Annotated in this window: 15 protein-coding genes; all 15 read right to left on the reverse strand. The window is 56.3% G+C overall.

The features are described from left to right. Positions 1 to 17: 17 nt before the first annotated feature. Positions 18 to 2,726: a preprotein translocase subunit SecA gene (secA, locus tag LC417_RS09080; RefSeq protein WP_010671827.1), complete on the reverse strand. Its 2,709-nt coding sequence runs from the start codon at positions 2,724 to 2,726 to the stop codon at positions 18 to 20. A gap of 74 nt (positions 2,727 to 2,800) precedes the next feature. Further along, positions 2,801 to 3,307 carry a secA translation cis-regulator SecM gene (gene secM / locus LC417_RS09085; RefSeq protein WP_223565752.1) on the reverse strand — a complete coding sequence of 169 codons (507 nt, stop codon included), beginning with the start codon at positions 3,305 to 3,307 and terminating at the stop codon, positions 2,801 to 2,803. A gap of 300 nt (positions 3,308 to 3,607) precedes the next feature. Beyond that, on the reverse strand, positions 3,608 to 4,525 hold the full coding sequence (gene lpxC / locus LC417_RS09090) for a UDP-3-O-acyl-N-acetylglucosamine deacetylase (RefSeq protein ID WP_010253894.1): 918 nt from the start codon (positions 4,523 to 4,525) through the stop codon (positions 3,608 to 3,610). Between the two features lie 101 nt (positions 4,526 to 4,626). After that, entirely contained in the window at positions 4,627 to 5,781 is a 1,155-nt protein-coding gene (gene ftsZ, locus LC417_RS09095; protein ID WP_010253892.1) for a cell division protein FtsZ, read from the reverse strand. A 71-nt stretch (positions 5,782 to 5,852) separates the two neighbouring features. Further along, on the reverse strand, positions 5,853 to 7,109 hold the full coding sequence (gene ftsA / locus LC417_RS09100) for a cell division protein FtsA (protein WP_010253890.1): 1,257 nt from the start codon (positions 7,107 to 7,109) through the stop codon (positions 5,853 to 5,855). Then, entirely contained in the window at positions 7,106 to 7,945 is an 840-nt protein-coding gene (gene ftsQ, locus LC417_RS09105; RefSeq protein WP_010253887.1) for a cell division protein FtsQ, read from the reverse strand. Before ftsQ ends, ftsA begins: the two co-directional genes overlap by 4 nt. A 1-nt stretch (position 7,946) precedes the next feature. Then, positions 7,947 to 8,867 (reverse strand): D-alanine--D-alanine ligase, encoded by a 921-nt coding sequence (locus LC417_RS09110; RefSeq protein WP_010253885.1) that lies wholly within the window; start codon positions 8,865 to 8,867, stop codon positions 7,947 to 7,949. Beyond that, the gene (gene murC, locus LC417_RS09115) at positions 8,857 to 10,335 is read right to left on the reverse strand and encodes a UDP-N-acetylmuramate--L-alanine ligase (protein ID WP_010253883.1); all 1,479 of its coding nucleotides are present in this window, start codon (positions 10,333 to 10,335) and stop codon (positions 8,857 to 8,859) included. Before murC ends, LC417_RS09110 begins: the two co-directional genes overlap by 11 nt. A gap of 70 nt (positions 10,336 to 10,405) precedes the next feature. Next, the gene (gene murG / locus LC417_RS09120; protein WP_033756551.1) at positions 10,406 to 11,464 is read right to left on the reverse strand and encodes an undecaprenyldiphospho-muramoylpentapeptide beta-N-acetylglucosaminyltransferase; all 1,059 of its coding nucleotides are present in this window, start codon (positions 11,462 to 11,464) and stop codon (positions 10,406 to 10,408) included. Beyond that, positions 11,461 to 12,675, reverse strand: a complete 1,215-nt coding sequence (gene ftsW / locus LC417_RS09125) for a cell division protein FtsW (protein WP_010253879.1) — start codon at positions 12,673 to 12,675, stop codon at positions 11,461 to 11,463. Before ftsW ends, murG begins: the two co-directional genes overlap by 4 nt. After that, entirely contained in the window at positions 12,675 to 13,991 is a 1,317-nt protein-coding gene (gene murD, locus LC417_RS09130; RefSeq protein ID WP_010253876.1) for a UDP-N-acetylmuramoyl-L-alanine--D-glutamate ligase, read from the reverse strand. The genes ftsW and murD overlap by 1 nt, the downstream gene beginning before the upstream one ends. A gap of 2 nt (positions 13,992 to 13,993) precedes the next feature. After that, positions 13,994 to 15,076 carry a phospho-N-acetylmuramoyl-pentapeptide-transferase gene (gene mraY, locus LC417_RS09135; protein ID WP_003854755.1) on the reverse strand — a complete coding sequence of 361 codons (1,083 nt, stop codon included), beginning with the start codon at positions 15,074 to 15,076 and terminating at the stop codon, positions 13,994 to 13,996. Then, positions 15,070 to 16,428: a UDP-N-acetylmuramoyl-tripeptide--D-alanyl-D-alanine ligase gene (gene murF, locus LC417_RS09140; RefSeq protein WP_223565753.1), complete on the reverse strand. Its 1,359-nt coding sequence runs from the start codon at positions 16,426 to 16,428 to the stop codon at positions 15,070 to 15,072. Before murF ends, mraY begins: the two co-directional genes overlap by 7 nt. After that, positions 16,425 to 17,912: a UDP-N-acetylmuramoyl-L-alanyl-D-glutamate--2,6-diaminopimelate ligase gene (gene murE / locus LC417_RS09145; protein ID WP_010671822.1), complete on the reverse strand. Its 1,488-nt coding sequence runs from the start codon at positions 17,910 to 17,912 to the stop codon at positions 16,425 to 16,427. The genes murF and murE overlap by 4 nt, the downstream gene beginning before the upstream one ends. Further along, positions 17,899 to 19,665, reverse strand: coding sequence for a peptidoglycan glycosyltransferase FtsI (locus tag LC417_RS09150; RefSeq protein WP_010671821.1), 1,767 nt, complete (start codon positions 19,663 to 19,665; stop codon positions 17,899 to 17,901). Before LC417_RS09150 ends, murE begins: the two co-directional genes overlap by 14 nt. Between the last annotated feature and the right edge of the window lie 10 nt (positions 19,666 to 19,675).

Below are 19,675 nucleotides of genomic sequence, written 5' to 3' on the forward strand. Positions count from 1 at the left end.
TTTATTAGCATTCAGTCTCAGGCGATGCGGCCATGACACTGCTTGTACTTTTTACCGGAACCACATGGGCAGGGATCGTTGCGGCCGACTTTGCGTTCACCACTCTGCTCCGCCACAGGCTCTGCGGCTGCCAGCAGATCCTCTTCAACATGGCTCAGCTGCTGTTGCTGTGCCAGACGTTCAGCTTCTTCGCGACGTTGTTGCTCCATCGCTTCAACTTCTTCTGGCATGCGCACCTGCACTTTGCTCAGTGTACTGATCACTTCATATTTCAGTGATTCAAGCATCGCAGCAAACATGGCAAAGGATTCACGTTTGTACTCCTGCTTCGGATCTTTCTGCGCATAGCCGCGCAGATGGATGCCCTGACGCAGATAGTCCATCGCTGCCAGATGCTCTTTCCACAGCGAATCCAGCGTCTGAAGCATCACGCCTTTTTCGAAGTTGCGCATCATTTCTGCGCCAACGATCTCTTCTTTCTCAGCGTAGCTTTCCATAGCATGGGTCATGATGCGCTCACGCAGCACTTCTTCATGCAGATCGGGCTCTTTATCCAGCCACTCTGCAATCGGCAGGTTTAGATCGAAGTCGGTGCGCAGACGCTCTTCCAGGCCTGGCACGTCCCACATCTCCTCCAGCGACTGCGGCGGAATGTAAGTATCGATGGTGACTTTGTAGACGTCGTGGCGAATGCTGTTGATGGTTTCGCTAACGTCAGACACATCCAGCAGCTCGTTACGCTGACTGTAGATCGCGCGACGCTGGTCATTAGCCACATCATCATATTCCAGCAGCTGCTTACGAATATCGAAGTTACGGCTCTCAACTTTGCGCTGGGCATTGGCAATCGCTTTGGTGACCCACGGATGCTCAATCGCTTCGCCTGGCTTCATGCCCAGTTTACGCATCATATTCGAGACGCGGTCTGAGGCAAAAATACGCATCAGCGCATCTTCCATCGACAGGTAGAAGCGAGAAGAACCGGCGTCACCCTGACGACCTGCACGACCACGCAGCTGGTTGTCGATACGACGCGATTCGTGACGCTCAGTACCGACGATGTGTAAACCACCTGACGCCAGAACCGCATCATGACGAATCTGCCATGCCGCTTTAATTTCTTCGATTTGCGCTTCAGTTGGCTCTTCCAGTTCGGCCACTTCAGCGTGCCAGCTGCCGCCCAGCATAATATCTGTACCACGTCCGGCCATGTTGGTGGCGATAGTGACCGCACCCGGCTGACCGGCCTGCGCCACGATATCCGCTTCGCGGGCGTGGAATTTGGCGTTCAGAACGTTATGTTTGATACCGGCACGGGTCAGTTCGTTAGAGACCACTTCTGATTTCTCAATCGAGATGGTTCCCACCAGCACCGGCTGACCATTGGCGGTGCGCTCACGGATATCTTCGATAATGGCATCGATCTTCTCTTTCTCGGTCATGTAGACCAGGTCAGCCAGATCTTTACGCACCATCGGACGGTTGGTCGGCACGACAATGGTGTCGAGCTTATAAATGGAGCTGAATTCAAATGCTTCGGTATCAGCGGTACCGGTCATACCGGCCAGCTTCTCGTAAATACGGAAGTAGTTCTGGAAGGTGATAGAGGCCAGCGTCTGGTTCTCGTTCTGGATCTCAACGCCTTCTTTCGCTTCAATCGCCTGATGCAGACCATCAGACCAGCGACGACCCTGCATGGTACGGCCGGTGTGTTCATCAACAATCACCACTTCACCATCTTTCACGATGTAATCCACATCGCGGGTAAAGAGTGCGTGCGCACGCAGCGCCGCAGTGACGTGGTGCATCAGCATGATGTTGGTCGGAGAGTAGAGTGACTCGCCCGCTTCCATGATGCCCTCGCTGACCAGCAGCTCTTCCACTTTGACCAGACCGCGCTCAGACATGTGAGCCTGACGCGCTTTTTCATCGACCCAGAAGTCGCCTTCACCCTGATGGGTTTCGGTATCTTCTTTATCCTGGCGCACCAGATGAGGGATGATCTTGTTCACTTTGGTGTAAAGTTCAGAACTGTCTTCTGCCGGACCAGAGATGATCAGCGGCGTACGCGCTTCATCGATCAGGATGGAGTCGACCTCATCCACCAGCGCATAGTGCAGTTTACGCTGTACACGCTCTTCCGGGCTGAAAGCCATGTTATCGCGCAGGTAGTCGAAGCCATATTCGTTGTTGGTGCCGTAGGTGATGTCTGCTGCGTAAGCTTCACGCTTTGCCACCGCCGGCAGCCCCGACATGTTGATACCAATGGTTAAACCCAGGAACTCAAACAGCGGACGGTTGTTTTCCGCATCACGCTGTGCCAGATAGTCGTTGACGGTAACCACGTGAACGCCTTTGCCGGACAGCGCATTCAGATAGGCTGGCAGCGTTGCGGTCAGCGTTTTACCTTCACCGGTTCGCATCTCAGCAATGCAGCGATCGTTCAGCACCATGCCGCCGATCAGCTGCACGTCGAAGTGACGCATCCCGAACACGCGTTTACTGGCTTCACGCACGGTTGCGAACGCTTCCGGGATCAGGCTTTCCAGCGATTCACCTTTTTTCAGGCGTTCGCGGAACAGGTCAGTTTTCGCTTTCAGTTCATCATCAGAGAGCTTCTCAAAATCGGGCTCCATCTTATTGATGACGTCCACCACTTTACGCATACGACGCAGGGTACGATCGTTACTGCTACCAAAAACCTTGGTTAATATTTTGCTTAACATAATAAATATATTCTCAATTCAGCCGGAGCATTCCGGACTGCGAAATCTTAACAGAGTGAATAAAACCAAAAATATTAGCAGAACAATCGGGCAGGTCCGGCGCGAATGCCATGCACGCTGGCATGCCACTCTACCCATGAACGGGTAACGGCCGTGAAAAGAGGCGGCGTAGAGATCTGCTGCGGTGCAGTGTGCATCGCAGAATGTGATGTCAGTAAACTATGCAGTGAGTCGATCAGCGCCAGCTTTTGTGCCGCCAGCGGTAATGTCTGTTGCTCCGCCTGCGCCTGGGGCGCCAGCGTGAAAGAGAGATGACGAATAACGGTGCGGATGGCGTGCTGATGCCAGTAATCCACGCTGAAGCTCGGGCGTCGGGACGCTTCCTGCAGCCGGATCAGGTGATCAAAGCGTGTGGCACTGCCAAGAAAGAGACTGCTGGCCGGAGATTCAGACGACGCGTTGAGTTCGGAGCTTTGCGCACAGGCTGGCAGGCCAAAGCTGGCCGCTACCATCCCTAACAGGAGATGAGGCCAGAAGTAGCGTCTACCTAATTGTCGCCAGCGCAGAAGAATCCCGATCACAACCTTTCCATCGCGCATGCTCTGTTGCGCTCTTGTTTTCTGGTACCCGCCGCGAGCCGCAACGGATTTCGGCCTGTAAAAGCGCCACAGATAGTATCATTAATGTGGGGCATCCACACCTGGGATTAAAGTGATGGCGAGAGAAAACGCGTGTGATTGTTCAGCAAATCAGCAGAACAGACAACGCTTTGCGAGCGAGGTCGCAGTCATCAGGCGTGTGATAAGAGGCAATAAAAAACGGCTGGCGCCGCTGACCGGAGAGGGTGTCAGCATAACCAGCCGTTTCACGTTCCGGGGTAATTAAGCCAGAACCAGATTCGGTGCTTTGAATGCCAGCGGCAGTTCAGCTTCGTCTTCGAAGGTTGCCCATTCCCAGGCTTCCTGCTTAGCCAGAACCGCTTGCAGCAGCTTGTTGTTCAGCGCGTGGCCCGATTTGAACGCAGTGAATGCGCCAATGATGTTGTGACCACACATAAACAAGTCGCCAATCGCGTCCAGCATTTTGTGACGGACAAACTCGTCCTCAAAACGCAGGCCTTCTTCATTCAGTACGCGGAAATCATCCAGACCTATCGCACAATCTAAGCTACCGCCCAGGCACAGGCCTTTAGACTGCAGATATTCGATTTCACGCATAAAGCCAAATGTACGCGCCCGGCTGATTTGACGAACAAAGGCGTCAGCAGAGAAGTTCATCGCATAACGCTGTGAGCTGGAATCGATAGCCGGGTGTTTGAAGTCGATGGTGAAATCGAGTGAGAAGCCGTTAAACGGTTTGATCTCGGCCCATTTGTCACCCTCTTCCACACGCACGGTCTGCTTAACACGCACAAATTTCTTCGCGCTGTTGAGCTGCTCGATACCCGCATCCATCAGCAGATAGATAAACGGTGCTGCGCTGCCATCCATGATCGGGATTTCTGGCGCATCGACTTCAACAATAATGTTGTCGATACCCAGACCCGCCAGGGCGGCATTGAGGTGTTCAACCGTGGAAATACGCACGCCTTCATCATTCACCAGGCAGGTACTCAGCATGGTGTCGCGCACGTATTTTGCATCAGCCGGAAAATCTACCGGTGGATTCAAGTCGGTGCGACGATAGATGACCCCGGTATTAGCCGACGCAGGGCGTAATGTCAGGGTGACTTTTTTGCCGGTATGTAAACCGACACCAGTCGCCTGAACAATACGTTTTAATGTCCTTTGTTTGATCATCGTATTATCTCGCAATATCACCTGTCCGACCGCCAGTATACTTTACCAGCGGACAGAGACTTTAGCACAAAGAGCGGAGAATCCCAATTATAGGGTTAATCCTAATCGGCCTGCTTACGTAAAAAGGCCGGAATATCAAGATAGTCGGGCTCTTTGTTCGACTGCGCAGCCTGGTCGTTAACGACTTTGGCAGCAGGTTTCTGCTCCTGCGGCAGCGGTGACATACCGTGCTGCTGATAGCGATGATCCATCACTGGCTGACTGGCTGGCTTGTTGGTTACCAGGGTGATTTCAGGACGCTTGTCCATGCCGATACCGGTTGCCACCACGGTGACGCGCAGTTCGTCATTCATTTCCGGATCCAGTGAGGTACCGATCACGACGGTCGCGTTGTCAGAGGCGAAGGCGCGGATAGTGTTACCCACGGTCTCGAACTCATCCAGACGCAGGTCGAAGCCCGCCGTAATGTTGACCAGCACGCCACGCGCACCAGAAAGGTCGATATCTTCCAGCAGTGGGCTGGAGATCGCCATTTCAGCCGCTTCTTCCGCACGATCTTCACCGCACGCGACGCCTGAACCCATCATCGCATAGCCCATTTCGGACATGACGGTACGCACGTCAGCAAAGTCGACGTTCATCAGGCCAGGACGGGTAATCAGCTCAGCGATACCCTGAACGGCGCCTTTCAGCACGTCATTAGCTGCACCAAACGCATCCAGCAGAGAGATACCACGGCCCAGCACTTTCAGCAGCTTGTCGTTTGGAATGGTGATCAGTGAATCGACATGCTTAGAGAGTTCGGCGATCCCCTGCTCGGCAAACGCCATGCGCTTTTTGCCTTCGAAGTTGAACGGCTTGGTGACAACCGCCACCGTCAGGATACCCAGCTCCTTAGCCACTTCAGCCACGACAGGCGCTGCACCGGTACCGGTACCGCCGCCCATACCTGCTGCGATGAAGACCATGTCTGCCCCTTCCAGCGCAGAACGCAGTGCTTCGCGATCTTCTTCTGCAGAGTTACGGCCCACTTCCGGGTTCGCACCCGCACCCAGACCTTTGGTAATGTTATTACCGATCTGAATGGTCTGGCCGACAGCTGTTTTACGCAGCGCTTGCGCGTCGGTATTCACAGCAAAGAATTCCACACCTTCGATACGCTCGCGTACCATGTGCTCTACGGCGTTACCGCCGCCGCCACCGACGCCGATGACTTTAATCACCGCGTCGTTGGTTAATTCCATAGGTTCAAACATGATTTCTCTCCGTTATGTGCCTGTCGCCTGGAGATCACTAAAGAAAACAGCATGATCCCCTTTCACAAAAATTAAAACTCTTTTTTTAACCAACTGTTAATACGCTTGAACCAGTTACCTACTGAGACCCGTTTTTCGGTCTCTGCATCACCGTTCATGTGCGACTCTTTGCCGTAATGCAACAGTCCCACGGCAGTGGAGTAGTACGATTCCTGCGCATAGTCAGTCAGGCCGGTAATATTCAGCGGCTGTCCGATACGCACCTGCGTATGGAATACGCGTTGCGCACAGGCCGCCAGTCCTTCGATTTGCGCTGCACCACCGGTCAGGACAATGCCTGCGGCTAAGTGATGCTTCACGCCCTGCTGACGCAGTTGTTCCTGTAACTGCAGAATCTCGTCATTGACCAGATTCAAAAGTTCGGTATAACGCGGCTCAATCACTTCAGCCAGCGTCTGACGTTGCAGGCTACGTGGTGGACGTCCGCCCACACTCGGCACCTCAACGTTCTCGTCTTTGCCGACAATCGAGCCCAGCGCGCAACCATGGCGCACTTTGATCGCCTCAGCATCCGTTGGTGGTGTGCCAAACGCATAGGCGATGTCGCTGGTAACGACGTTGCCTGCATACGGAATAACCTTAGTGTGCCGTAAAGCGCCGCCGGTATATACGGCTATGTCCATTGTACCGCCACCAATATCGACAACACACACGCCCAGCTCACGTTCGTCTTCAGTCAGAACGGCAAAACTGGAGGCGAGACCGGCAAAAATCAGCTGATCCACTTTCAGCCCGCAACGCTCAACGGCTTTAACGATGTTCTTCGCCATATCGTTGTGGCAGGTGATCAGATGCACTTTCGCCTGCATACGCACGCCGGAAAGCCCGACCGGATTTTTAATCCCTTCCTGATAGTCGATGGCGTATTCCTGAGGAATGACGTGCAGGATGCGATGCTCGTCACGTACTCTCACCGATTTGGCGGTATGTACGACGTTCTCTACATCATCCTGAGTCACTTCCTCTTCGGAAATCGGAACCATCCCGATTTCGTTCTGACAACTAATATGTTTGCCCGATAAAGCAAGGTAGACGGAGGAGATCTGGCAATCTGCCATCAGCTCAGCCTGATCGATGGCGCGCTGAACGCATTTCACCACCGACTCAAGGTCGTTTACGCCACCTTTATCCATACCGCGGGAAGGGCAGCTGCCCACCCCAATAATGTTGACCATACCATCGGGCAGAACTTCCCCAACCAGGGCGGCAACCTTCGCAGTGCCGATTTCGAGTCCAACTACCAGTTTTCTGTCCGTTGCCTTGATCATTGTTGTTTAGCCTGTGCCTGGTTCTGTTGCTGATTACTGTCCTGTGGCTCCATCACGATCGGTGTCCAGCCAACAGAAGCGCCAGAGTCGTATCGTAAATCCACGTAGCTGATACGTTTGCTCTCGTTCTGACCTTGCTGTTGCAGCACCGGGTAGAGCTCAATAAAGCGATTCAGTCGTTTCATGGTGTCGCTGCGGCCCAGTTCGATACGAACATCGTCGCTGGTGACCAGCTGCCATGAACGCCGCGCCGTCATCGACGCCACCTTCAGAGTAAACTTCCGGGCTTTCAGCACATCATCCATGCTGTGATAGCCCGCCAGGACCTCTTTCTCACTCCCTTCCGGCCCGTACAACATCGGCATTGTCTCTTTGCCGACATGACTGGCGGGTACGCTGAAGGAGACACCCTCAGCATCCACCATGTGCAAATCGTTCCAGCGCGCCACCGGTGTGTACTCCACAAGGTGGATCTTCAGTTCGTCCGGCCACTGCTTACGTACGCTGACCTGCTTAATCCAGGGCAGCCGCTCAATCTGCTGCTGCAGGATGTCCACGTCCTGAGACATAAACGTACCAGGCGGACCCAGCGACAAAATCGCCTGACGAATATCATCGTGTGTGGTGTAATGCGTCTGTCCTGTCACCACCAGTTTTGACAATGGCAGCCGGGACGCATCGTTCATCCACTTCAGTACCACCAGCCCGCCAGCAACCATAATCCCGATGACGATCAGCAGAAAAATAATGCCGAACAGTCGGGCACCGTTACTGCGCCCGGTGCGAATACGCTCCTGCGGTTCACGGTTTCGAACTCTCATCGCCGCCTGTGACATATCAGTCGGCCAGCTCCAGAATATGGGCAACCAGCTGCGGGAAGCTCATGCCCGCCTGTTTCGCTGCCATTGGCACCAGACTGTGGCTGGTCATGCCCGGTGAGGTATTGGCTTCCAGTAACTGAAAGCGCCCTTCCCCGTCGGTCATCACATCAACCCGTCCCCAGCCGCGACATCCCAGCGCACGCCAGGCCGCCAGTACCAGCTGTTGTAATTCCGCTTCACGTTCAGCGCTTAAATCGGCCGGACAGACGTACTGAGTATCGTCAGAAATGTATTTAGCTTCATAGTCATAGAACTCGCTGGCGCTCTTTATTTCAATCGAGGGCAGAATACGATCGCCCACAATCGCGACGGTGTACTCCGCGCCGCTGAGAAACGCTTCGACCAGCACGTCATTGTCGTGCTTAAACGCCATGTCCAGTGCCGCCGGCAGCGCGCTCAGATCGTTAACCCGACTGATGCCCACGCTGGAGCCTTCACAGGCTGGCTTGACGAACAACGGCAGGCCAAGTGCCGCAATTGCCGCGTTGTTTTCTGCGTCCAGACCGGCATCAAACTGCTGACGCGTCAGCCAGACAAACTTTCCTGACGGTAAACCACGTCCCTGCCACAGCAGCTTGGTGCGCAGCTTATCCATAGTCACGGCCGATGCCATCACGCCGCTGCCGGTATACGGCAGTTGCAGGAACTCCAGCACCGCCTGCAGCGTGCCATCTTCTCCGCCCCGGCCATGCAGTGCGATAAAGGCTTTGGTAAAGCCCTGCTCTTTCAGCGTCAGCACAGAGACATCACGGGTATCGATGCCATGCGCATCAATGCCCATTTCCCGTAATCCGGCGAGGACGGCCTGACCTGAGTTCAGCGAAACCTCGCGCTCTGCCGAGGTGCCACCCATTAATACTGCAACTTTATCCGCCATGACGATCCTCCGCTTTGCGTTCCGGCTGGAGCTTAGTGTCAGCCAGCTTGCGGGCAACCTTGCCGACGTTACCGGCTCCCTGCACCAGAATCAGGTCATTGCCTGACAGCAGCGGTGCCAGCATCTCTGGCAGCGCGTCATGTTCCGGCACCAGAATCGGATCCACCTTGCCGCGATTACGAATCGCACGGCACAGCGACCGGCTGTCAGCACCCGGAATAGCGGTTTCACCGGCAGAGTAAACATCCAGCATCAGCAACACATCCACATGCGACAGTACGTTGGCGAAATCATCAAACAGATCGCGGGTGCGGCTGTAACGGTGCGGCTGAAACACCATCACCAGTTTTTTATCCGGCCAGCCTGCGCGCGCGGCTTTAATTGTCGCGTCCACTTCGGTGGGATGATGACCGTAATCATCAACCAGCATCGCGGTGCCCGGCTGTCCGTTGACCGGCTCTGTCGGGAATTCACCCAGCAGATCAAAGCGACGGCCCGTGCCCTGGAAACTCTCCAGCGCAGCCAGGATAGCATTGTCTTCAATGCCCTCTTCACTGGCGACGGCGACGGCGGCTGCCGCATTCAGGGCGTTGTGGCGTCCCGGCGCGTTCAGCGTAATCTGCAGCGGTGCTTTATCCTGACGGATCAAGGTGAAATGCCCCTGCGCGCCACTCTGTTCATAATTTTCAATGCGCAGGTCAGCATCATCACTGAAACCGTACGTGGTGATATGGCGTCCCACGCGAGGGATCAGATCACGAATAACCGCATCGTCCACACACATTACCGCACGACCGTAAAACGGCAGGTTGTGCAGGAAGTTAATAAACGTCTGCTTCAGGTTCTCAAAATCGCCCTGATAAGTGTCCATATGATCAGCTTCGATGTTGGTCACAATCGCCACCATCGGCTGCAGATGCAGGAACGACGCATCGCTCTCATCCGCTTCAGCAATCAGATACCGGCTGTGACCCAGACGGGCATGGGTGCCTGCTGCTTTGACCAGTCCACCGTTAACAAAAGTCGGATCGAGACCCGCTTCCGCATAAATACTCGACACCATCGCCGTGGTGGTCGTTTTGCCATGGGTACCCGCAACGGCGATGCCGTGACGAAAACGCATCAGCTCAGCCAGCATCTCCGCGCGACGGATCACCGGGATACGCTGTTCACGTGCCGCCACCAGTTCGGGGTTATCCTGCGAAACGGCGCTGGAAACCACCACGACGCTGGCATCGGTCACGTTTTCGGGGCGATGGTTAAAATAAATGGTGGCACCCAGCGCAATCAGGTTCTGCGTCACCGGGTTAGGGGCCAGATCTGAACCGCTGATATGGTAGCCTTCATTTGCTAACACTTCGGCAATACCGCCCATGCCAGCACCGCCGATGCCGACAAAGTGGATGTGCCGGACGCGACGCATCTCGGGCACGATAGAACGCAGTTTTGCCAATTGTTGTGTATTCATCGCTCTCAGTTACCTGCTATTTCAGTTTGTACCCAGTCCGGGTACAGGTCAGACGCGCTGACCGGAATGATTACTTTGCGGCGCGAGCCACTTCCTGAGCGACCCGTTCAGTCGCATCGGGGATCGCCACCTGACGGGCCTGCTCAGCCATCGTCAGCAGTGTTGCGCGATCCCAGTGGCGTAGCTGATCCGCTACAGCCTCCGCAGTAAATTGCGGCTGCTCAAAAATTCTGGCGGCGCCCGCTTTCTCCAGCGGCAGCGCGTTCCAGTACTGCTGGCGATCTTTGTGCTGAAATGGCACGAAAATCGCCGGTAAGCCAGCGGCAGCGACTTCGCTCACGGTTAACGCGCCGGAGCGGCACACCACCACATCAGCCCAGGCGTAGGCGGCAGCCATGTCATCAATAAACTCGGTCACCTTGTGCTGCGTCTGCCCGACCTGCTGATAAGCTTTCTCTGTTTCGGGCAACGACCCTTTACCGGTCTGATGCCACAGGGTGATCTCATCACCCACCAGCGCGGCAACCTGCGGCAGCGTCTGGTTCAGTATCCGCGCACCCTGACTGCCACCGATCACCAGCACCCGTATCGGGCCATGACGATTCGCGAGACGTTGCGCGGGTAAAGGCAGTGCCAGTACATCAGTGCGAACCGGATTTCCCACCACATCGGCGGCCGGAAACGCGCCCGGGAACGCCTGCAATACTTTCGTGGCGATTTTCGCCAGCCATTTGTTGGTCAGCCCGGCAATGCCGTTCTGCTCATGCAGCACCACCGGAATACCGCAGCTCCAGGCCGCTAAGCCGCCAGGACCGGAAACGTAGCCACCCATGCCCAGCACCACATCCGGCTGCCAGGCTTTCATGATGCGACGGGCCTGACGCCATGCATTAAAGATGCGCAGCGGTGCCAGCAGCAACGCCTTCATGCCTTTACCACGTAATCCGCTGATGCGGATGAAGTCGATGTCGATGCCGTGCTTTGGCACCAGATCGGCTTCCATACGGTCGGCAGTGCCTAACCAGCGGACCTGCCAGCCCTGTTCCATCAGATGATGGGCGACAGCCAGACCGGGAAAGACATGTCCGCCGGTTCCGCCTGCCATCACCATCAATCGCTTACCGCTCATCGACCACCTCGGGTAAACGCCTGCGCTTTCGCCAGGCGCGTTTCATAATCTATGCGTAATAAAAAGACGATGGCAGTCGACATAATGATCAGACTTGACCCACCGTAACTGATCAGCGGTAAGGTCAGACCTTTGGTCGGTAACATACCGGCTGCCGCACCGACGTTAACCAGCGCCTGAAAGCTGAACCAGACTCCGATTGAACACGCTAAAAAGCCGGAAAAACGCTGATCCAGTTCCAGAGCACGACGGCCAATCGACATCGCACGAAAAGCGACGAAGAATACCATTAAAAGTGCCATTACCACACCGACGTAGCCGAGTTCTTCCCCGATGATGGCGAAAATAAAGTCGGTATGCGCTTCGGGCAGATATTCCAGCTTTTGCACGGAGTTACCAAGCCCCTGGCCCCAGAATTCCCCGCGACCAAATGCCATCAGTGACTGGGTCAGCTGGTAGCCGCTACCAAAGGGATCTTCCCACGGGTTCCAGAACGAGGTCACACGGCGCATACGGTAGGGTTCTGCAATGATCAGCAGGATCACCGCAAAGATGCCGGAACCGATGATTGCCAGGAACTGCCACAGTTTGGCGCCCGCCAGGAACAGCATCGCCAGGGTCGTCACAAACAGCACAACCACCGTACCGAGATCCGGCTGCGCCAGCAGTAACACGGCCAGCACCACCATCACGCCCATCGGCTTACAGAAGCCCCAGAAGTTGTTACGCACCTCTTCCACTTTGCGCACCAGATAACTGGCGAGATAGCAGAACAGAGAGAGCTTCGACAGCTCTGCAGGCTGAATACGCAGCGGACCCAGCGCGATCCAGCGCGATGCACCGTTAACCGAGCTACCGACTACCAGAACAATCAGCAGCATCGCGACCGTGACCATCAGCATCACGTTGCTGTAGCGCTGCCAGAAATCCATCGGCACCCGCAGCGTGACCAGCGCCATACATACAGCCAGCACGATGTAGAAGGCATCGCGCTTGGCGAAATAAAAGAGATCGTCATTCAGACGCTGACCCACCGGCATTGAAGCCGACGTCACCATCACGAAACCAATCACCGCCAGGCCCAGCGTCAGCCATAGCAGTGTGCGGTCATAGAGCACCAGCGAAGAGTCATCACTTTCGCGTGCGCCCATGACCCAGTCTTTCAGGCGTCCTGAGAAATATCCCGCCAGTCCGGCGCCAGGAATACGCATCAGCTCAGCTCCTTCGCCAGTTGCGCGAACTGCTCACCGCGCTGCTCAAAGTTACGGAACTGGTCAAGGCTGGCGCAGGCTGGCGACAGCAGAACCATATCGCCTGCTTTAACCTGCGGCGCAATCTGCTCCATCGCCTGGCGCATGGTCTCAGTGCGCACGGCGATTTCAGGACGCAGCGCCGCCAGCGCATCGCCATCGCGACCAAAGCAGTAAAGGCGCACATTGTCGCCCTGCAGCCAGGGGATCAGCGGCGTAAAATCGGCCGACTTGCCATCACCGCCCATCAGCAGCCACAGCGTTCCCTTCACCTGCAGGCCATTCAGCGCTGCTTCGGTGCTGCCGACGTTGGTGGCTTTGGAGTCATTGATCCAGCGCACGCCCTGATGCTCATGGACCAGCTGGAAGCGATGCGCCAGACCGTTAAAGTGCGTTAAGGCGGCCAGACTGGAGGCACGTGGCAGACCCACCGCATCGGCCAGCGCCAGCGCAGCCAGCGCATTGGTGTAGTTGTGCTGTCCCACCATCTTCATTTCAGCCGTGTTCAGGACCTTCTCGCCTTTTACCCGCAGCCAGATACTGCCCTGCTGCTTGTTAAGGTGGTAGTCCCCGAAATCGACACCAAAGCTGACGCAGCGGGTGTCCGCGCCGCGTACCGGCATCGTCAGGGCATCATCGGCGTTAACGATGCAGACCTGTGCATTCTCATAGACCCGCAGCTTAGCAGCGCGATACTGCTGCATACCCAGCGGATAGCGATCCATATGATCTTCGCTGACGTTAAGTATGGTTGCCGCCGCGGCTTTCAGACTGTGCGTGGTCTCCAGCTGAAAACTCGAAAGTTCCAGTACATAGAGTTGCGCCGGTGACTGCAGCAGACTCAGCGCGGGAAGACCAATATTGCCGCCGACGCCCACCTGCCAGCCTGCGGCTTTCGCCATTTCACCCACCAGCGTCGTGACCGTGCTTTTACCGTTGGAGCCGGTGATCGCCACGATCGGCGCCTGCGCCTCGCGGCAAAAGAGCTCAATGTCACCGACAATTTCGATGCCGGCTTCGACGGCTTCGCTGAGAATCGGATGCGCCAGCGCGACGCCAGGGCTGGCAACAATCAGATCGGCCGCCAGCAGCCAGTCGCCGTTGATGCCGCCCAGATGGCGTTCAACCTGCCCGGGCAATTTATCCAGCCCCGGCGGCGAGACACGGGTGTCCATCACGCGAGGCGTAACGCCCTGCGCTAAAAAGAAATCAACACAGGAGAGCCCGGTGAGGCCCAGCCCGATGATGACGACTTTTCTACCCCGATAGTCAGCCATGATTAACGCACCTTCAGCGTGGCCAGGCCAATCAGCACCAGCATTAGCGAAATAATCCAGAAGCGCACAATGACGCGCGGTTCCGGCCAGCCCTTAAGTTCATAGTGGTGATGGATCGGTGCCATGCGGAAAATACGCTGGCCGCGCAACTTAAACGATCCCACCTGCAGGATCACCGACAGCGTTTCAACCACAAATACGCCGCCCATGATCACCAGTAAAAATTCCTGACGCAGCAACACCGCAATGGTGCCCAGCGCGCCGCCCAGCGCCAGCGAACCCACGTCGCCCATAAAGACCTGAGCCGGATAGGTGTTGAACCACAGGAAGCCCAGCCCTGCCCCGACAATGGCGGTACAGACAATCACCAGCTCACCGGCGTGACGCAGATAGGGAATATGCAGATATTCAGCAAACTTCACGTTACCGGTGGCCCAGGCAACCAGCGCAAAGCCCGCGGCGACAAAGACGGTTGGCATAATCGCCAGCCCATCCAGGCCATCGGTCAGATTGACCGCATTACCCGTTCCGACAATCACAAAGTAAGCCAGCAGCACATAAAACAGACCTAGCTGCGGCATGATGTCTTTGAAAAAGGGCACGACCAGTTGGGTCGCGGGGGTATCTTTACCTGCCGCATAGAGCCCGAACGCGACGCCCAGCGAAATCACCGACATCCAGAAATATTTCCAGCGGGCGATCAGGCCTTTGGTGTCTTTGCGTACCACTTTGCGGTAGTCATCGACAAAACCGATGATGCCAAAGCCGATTAACACGAACAGCACGCACCAGACATAGGGATTCGACGGATATGCCCACATCAGCACCGAAATAGTGATGGAGGTCAGAATCATGATGCCGCCCATGGTCGGCGTGCCGCGCTTACTGAAATGCGATTCCGGGCCATCGTTACGGACGACCTGACCAATCTGTAATTTCTGGAGCCACGCGATCAGGCGCGGCCCCATCCAGAGAGAGATGAATAACGCGGTCAGCAGGCTGACAATGGCGCGAAACGTCAGATAGGAAAAGACGTTAAATCCCGAATAAAAAGCGACCAGATGCTCGGCCAGCCAAACTAACATGTTCCTTTCTCCTTTAAGCTCTGTACTACCTGCTCCATGGCGGCACTACGTGAACCTTTTATCAGGACGGTAATTTCTGAGTGTTCGGACAACAATTGACGCAAACGTTCAGTCAGCGCAGTCTTATCGCTGAAATGTTCGCCAACTTCACTGCTTTCACTGATGAAATGGCTGAATTTTCCGGTGCTCAGCACGCGATCAATGCCTGCGTCACGTGCCGCTTGCCCCACTTCGCGGTGACAACTTTCGGTCTCTTCACCCAGTTCCGCCATATCACCCGTGACCAGCACCCGGTAACCCGGCATCTCTGACAGGACCTGAACAGCTGCTGTCATCGAACCGACGTTAGCGTTATAGCTGTCATCCAGCAGCAGCTGATGCGCAGAGAGGCGAACCGGGAACAAACGACCTGGCACCGACTGCAGGTTTTTCAGCCCCTGCTGAACGGCGCTAAGCGGTGCATCCACTGACAGAGCCAGTGCCGCCGCCGCCAGGGCGTTGGCGATGTTATGCCGACCCGGCAATGGCAGCACGATCTCAGCTTCGCCACGCGGCGTTATCATCACAAAATGAGTACCATCCTGAGCAATGCGGATATCACGGGCGGAGAATTCACACTCTGCCGCCTGCGGTGAGAAACGCCACACGGTTTTATCCTGCAGCGTGCTCTGCCAGTTGGGCCAGTCATTGCTCTCTGCGTTCAGAATCGCAATGCCGTGAGCCGGTAAGCCCTGGAAAATCTCGCCCTTGGCTTTAGCAACACCGGCCAGCGAACCAAAGCCTTCCAGATGCGCCGCGGCCAGGTTATTCACCAGCGCGCTTTCCGGTTGAACCAGTCCGGTGGTGTAGGCGATTTCGCCCTGATGATTCGCACCGAGTTCGATGACCGCATACTGATGTTCTGCGGTCAGCCGCAGCAGCGTCATCGGTACGCCATAATCGTTGTTAAGATTGCCTGCGGTGTAGAGCGTTTCGCCACACTCACGCAGAATCGCCGCCGTCATCTCTTTAACCGAGGTTTTGCCGGAGGAGCCGGTCAGCGCCACTACACTGGCGTTCGACTGCTGACGAACCCATGCGCCCAGCCTGCCAAAGGCGAGACGGGTATCTTCAACCACCACCTGTGGCACAGCGACAGGTAAATGCTTACTTACCAGCAGCGCCTGTGCGCCATTCGCAATGGCATCGCCGACGAAGTCGTGCGCATCAAAGCGTTCGCCCACCAGTGCAACAAACAGGCTGCCCGCCGTCACTTTGCGGGTATCGGTGGTCACGTCACTCAGCGTTAAATCGCTGCCGTGCAGCGTGCCGCCGGTGATCTCTGCCAGGGTTTTTAATGAAACCGGAATCATGCAACGCCCCCCAGCAGTGCCGCAACGGTGGCACGATCGGAGTAGTCGAGACGGCGGTTGCCGATGATCTGATAATCTTCATGGCCTTTGCCAGCCACCAGCACGATATCGTCGGGCTGCGCCTGCATAATGGTGTTAGTGACCGCCTGCGCACGACCAGAGACCACGCGGGCGCGGCCTGGGTCCAGCAAACCGGTCAGAATATCTTTTACAATCGCCTGCGGATCTTCGCTGCGCGGATTGTCATCCGTAATCACCACCACATCCGCATATTGCTCAGCAATCGCGCCCATTAACGGACGTTTGCCTTTGTCACGGTCGCCGCCGCAGCCAAACAGGCACCAGAGTTTTCCTTTGCAGTGCAGGCGTGCCGCTTCCAGCGCTTTTTCCAGCGCATCCGGGGTGTGGGCATAATCCACGACAACCGTCGGTTTTCCTGCGGCGCTGAACACTTCCATACGCCCGTTGACCGGCTGCAACTGCGGTGCAACGCTGATTAGCGTCGCCAGCGGATAATCCAGTGACAGCAGCGTCGCCAGCGCCAGCATCAGATTGCTGACGTTGAAGGCACCCATCAGCGGACTGTCGATTTCGCCGTTGCCCCAGCTGGAGCTGAAACGAATATGTGCGCCGTTATCGTGGTAATCCACCGCATCGGCTTTAAGCCAGCGCCCGTGGCAGCCCGGCTGGAGGTTATCCTCCATGGTGACCGCAACGGCATCAGGTAAGCGCGCCAGCCAGCGACGACCGACTTCGTCATCCGCGTTAAGAATCGCCTGCCCGACCTGATGCTCAGAAAAGAGCAGCCATTTAGCTGACTCATAGCTCTGCATATCACCGTGGTAATCGAGGTGATCGCGGCTGAGATTGGTGAAGACCGCTGCGGCAAACGGCAGCGCAGCGACGCGATGCTGAACCAGTCCGTGTGACGAGACTTCCATTGCGGTCAGGGTCGCCCCTTTTTCAGCCAGATCGTGCAGCAGATGCTGAACATCAACCGCTGAACCCGTGGTATTTTCTGCCGCCGCTAAGTGACCTACCAGCCCATTACCGACGGTGCCCATCACCGCGCTGGTCTCACCCAGTAGCGTCGCCCACTGCGCCAGCAGCTGGGTGGTGGTGGTTTTACCGTTGGTGCCGGTGACGCCAATCAGCTTCTGTTTTTCGCCCGGCTGCTGATAAAAACGGCCTGCCAGGGCCGAAAGGCGCTGATGCAGCTGCGCCAGATAGATAACCGGTACGCCGTGCATTTCACGGATTTCGCCGTCGACCGCTTCACCCTCAGCTTCCGCCACCACAGCGGCAACGCCCTGCGCAATTGCCTGCGGAATGAAACGGCGTCCATCAACCTGATGGCCTGCAACAGCGACAAACAGATCGCCAGAAGCCGCAATGCGGCTATCCAGGGTCATGTCACGCAGTGGGCGCGCCGGCGCGCCTGGCACCCAGGGGCCGAGTAAATCGCGCAGGTTACGATCTGTCACTTGATTCCTCACTTCTGTTAGTCACCAGCTCATTCTTGTCATTGGTCGGTAACGCGTCCGGCTCGATGTTCATGGTACGCAGTACGCCACCCATGATGGCTCCAAATACCGGTGCAGAGACCGCACCGCCGTAATACTTGCCGGCCTGGGGATCGTTAATCACCACCACCAGCGCGAATCGGGGATGACTGGCAGGCGCGACGCCTGCGGTGTAGGCAATGTATTTATTGACGTAGCGGCCGTCCGGCCCGACCTTTTTCGCCGTACCGGTTTTTATCGCAATGCGATAACCCTTGATTGCCGCTTTGACGCCCCCGCCACCGGGCAGCGCCACGCTTTCCATCATGTGCATCACGGTTTTCACCAGTGACTCATCGAAAACGCGTTGTCCCGCGACGGGCGGATCCACTTTGGTGATCGACAGCGGGCGATTAATGCCATAGCTGCCAATCGTTGCGTAGACTCGCGCTAACTGTAACGGCGTTACCATTAGCCCGTAGCCGAAAGAGAAGGTGGCCCTCTCTATGTCAGACCACCGTTGTTTTTTAGGGTATAAGCCACTGCTTTCCCCGACCAGCCCCAAATTGGTCGGTTTGCCCAGTCCAAAGCGCGCGTAAGTTTCTACCAGCGCTGAGGAAGGCATCGCTAACGCCAGACGTGAAACACCGACGTTACTCGACTTCTGTAAAACCCCTGTCAGGGTCAATTCGTTGTAGCGCGCCACATCTTTGATCTCATGACCATTGACGCGGTACGGCACGGTATTCAGGACGCTGTTCTCTCTCACCACACCACGCTGCAGCGCCGTCATCACCACCATCGGCTTCACGGTAGAGCCAGGTTCGAAAATGTCGGTGATGGCGCGGTTACGCATCAGATCTTTTGGCGTATTGCCGAGATTGTTCGGGTTGTAAGCCGGGCTGTTGGCCATCGCCAGCACTTCACCGGTATTGACATCCACCAGCACCGCCGTACCCGATTCCGCTTTGTTAAAGGCAACGGCGTTATTCAGTTCACGGTAAACCAGCGCCTGTAACCGCTCATCAATGCTCAGCGTCAGGTTATGAGCGGCCCGGCTGTCCACCGAAGAGATATCCTCGATGACCCGACCATACCGATCTTTACGCACCGTCCGCTCGCCGGGTGCACCGGTCAGCCACTTATCAAAGCTCTTCTCGATGCCTTCAATGCCCTGCCCGTCGATGTTGGTAAAGCCAATGAGATGGGAGGTGACCTGCCCGGCAGGATAGTAACGGCGCGACTCTTCGCGCAGATGAATACCGGGAAGTTTGAGTTTTTTAACGTAGTCGCCGATAGCCGGATTGACCTGGCGCGCCAGATAGACAAAGCGGCCTTTGGGATTGGCATTCACGCGGGCGGCCAGTTGATCAAGGGGAATAGAGAGCGCATCGGAAAGCGCCTTCCAGCGGCTGTCCAGCGTCACGCCGCCACCGGCGTGCAGCTCTTTGGGATCGGCCCAGATAGCGTTGACCGGCACGCTGACTGCCAGCGGACGTCCGGCGCGATCGCTGATCATGCCGCGTGAGGTGGGCACCGCCTGAACACGCAGCGAGCGCAGATCGCCCTCTTTTACCAGCTTGCCAGGATTGATCACCTGCAGCCAGGCCACACGTGACAGCAATCCACCCAGCGCCAGTAAAATACAGCCGCACAGCAACGCAAAACGCCAGCTTACAAAGCTGGCTTTATCTTCCGGTTTCTTCAATTTCAGCGTTCTGCCTGTGCCGCTCATTCGCTATCTG

Origin of the sequence: Pantoea sp. OVA07A, from assembly GCF_019969975.1 — a bacterium.
GTDB classification, from domain to species: domain Bacteria; phylum Pseudomonadota; class Gammaproteobacteria; order Enterobacterales; family Enterobacteriaceae; genus Pantoea; species Pantoea agglomerans.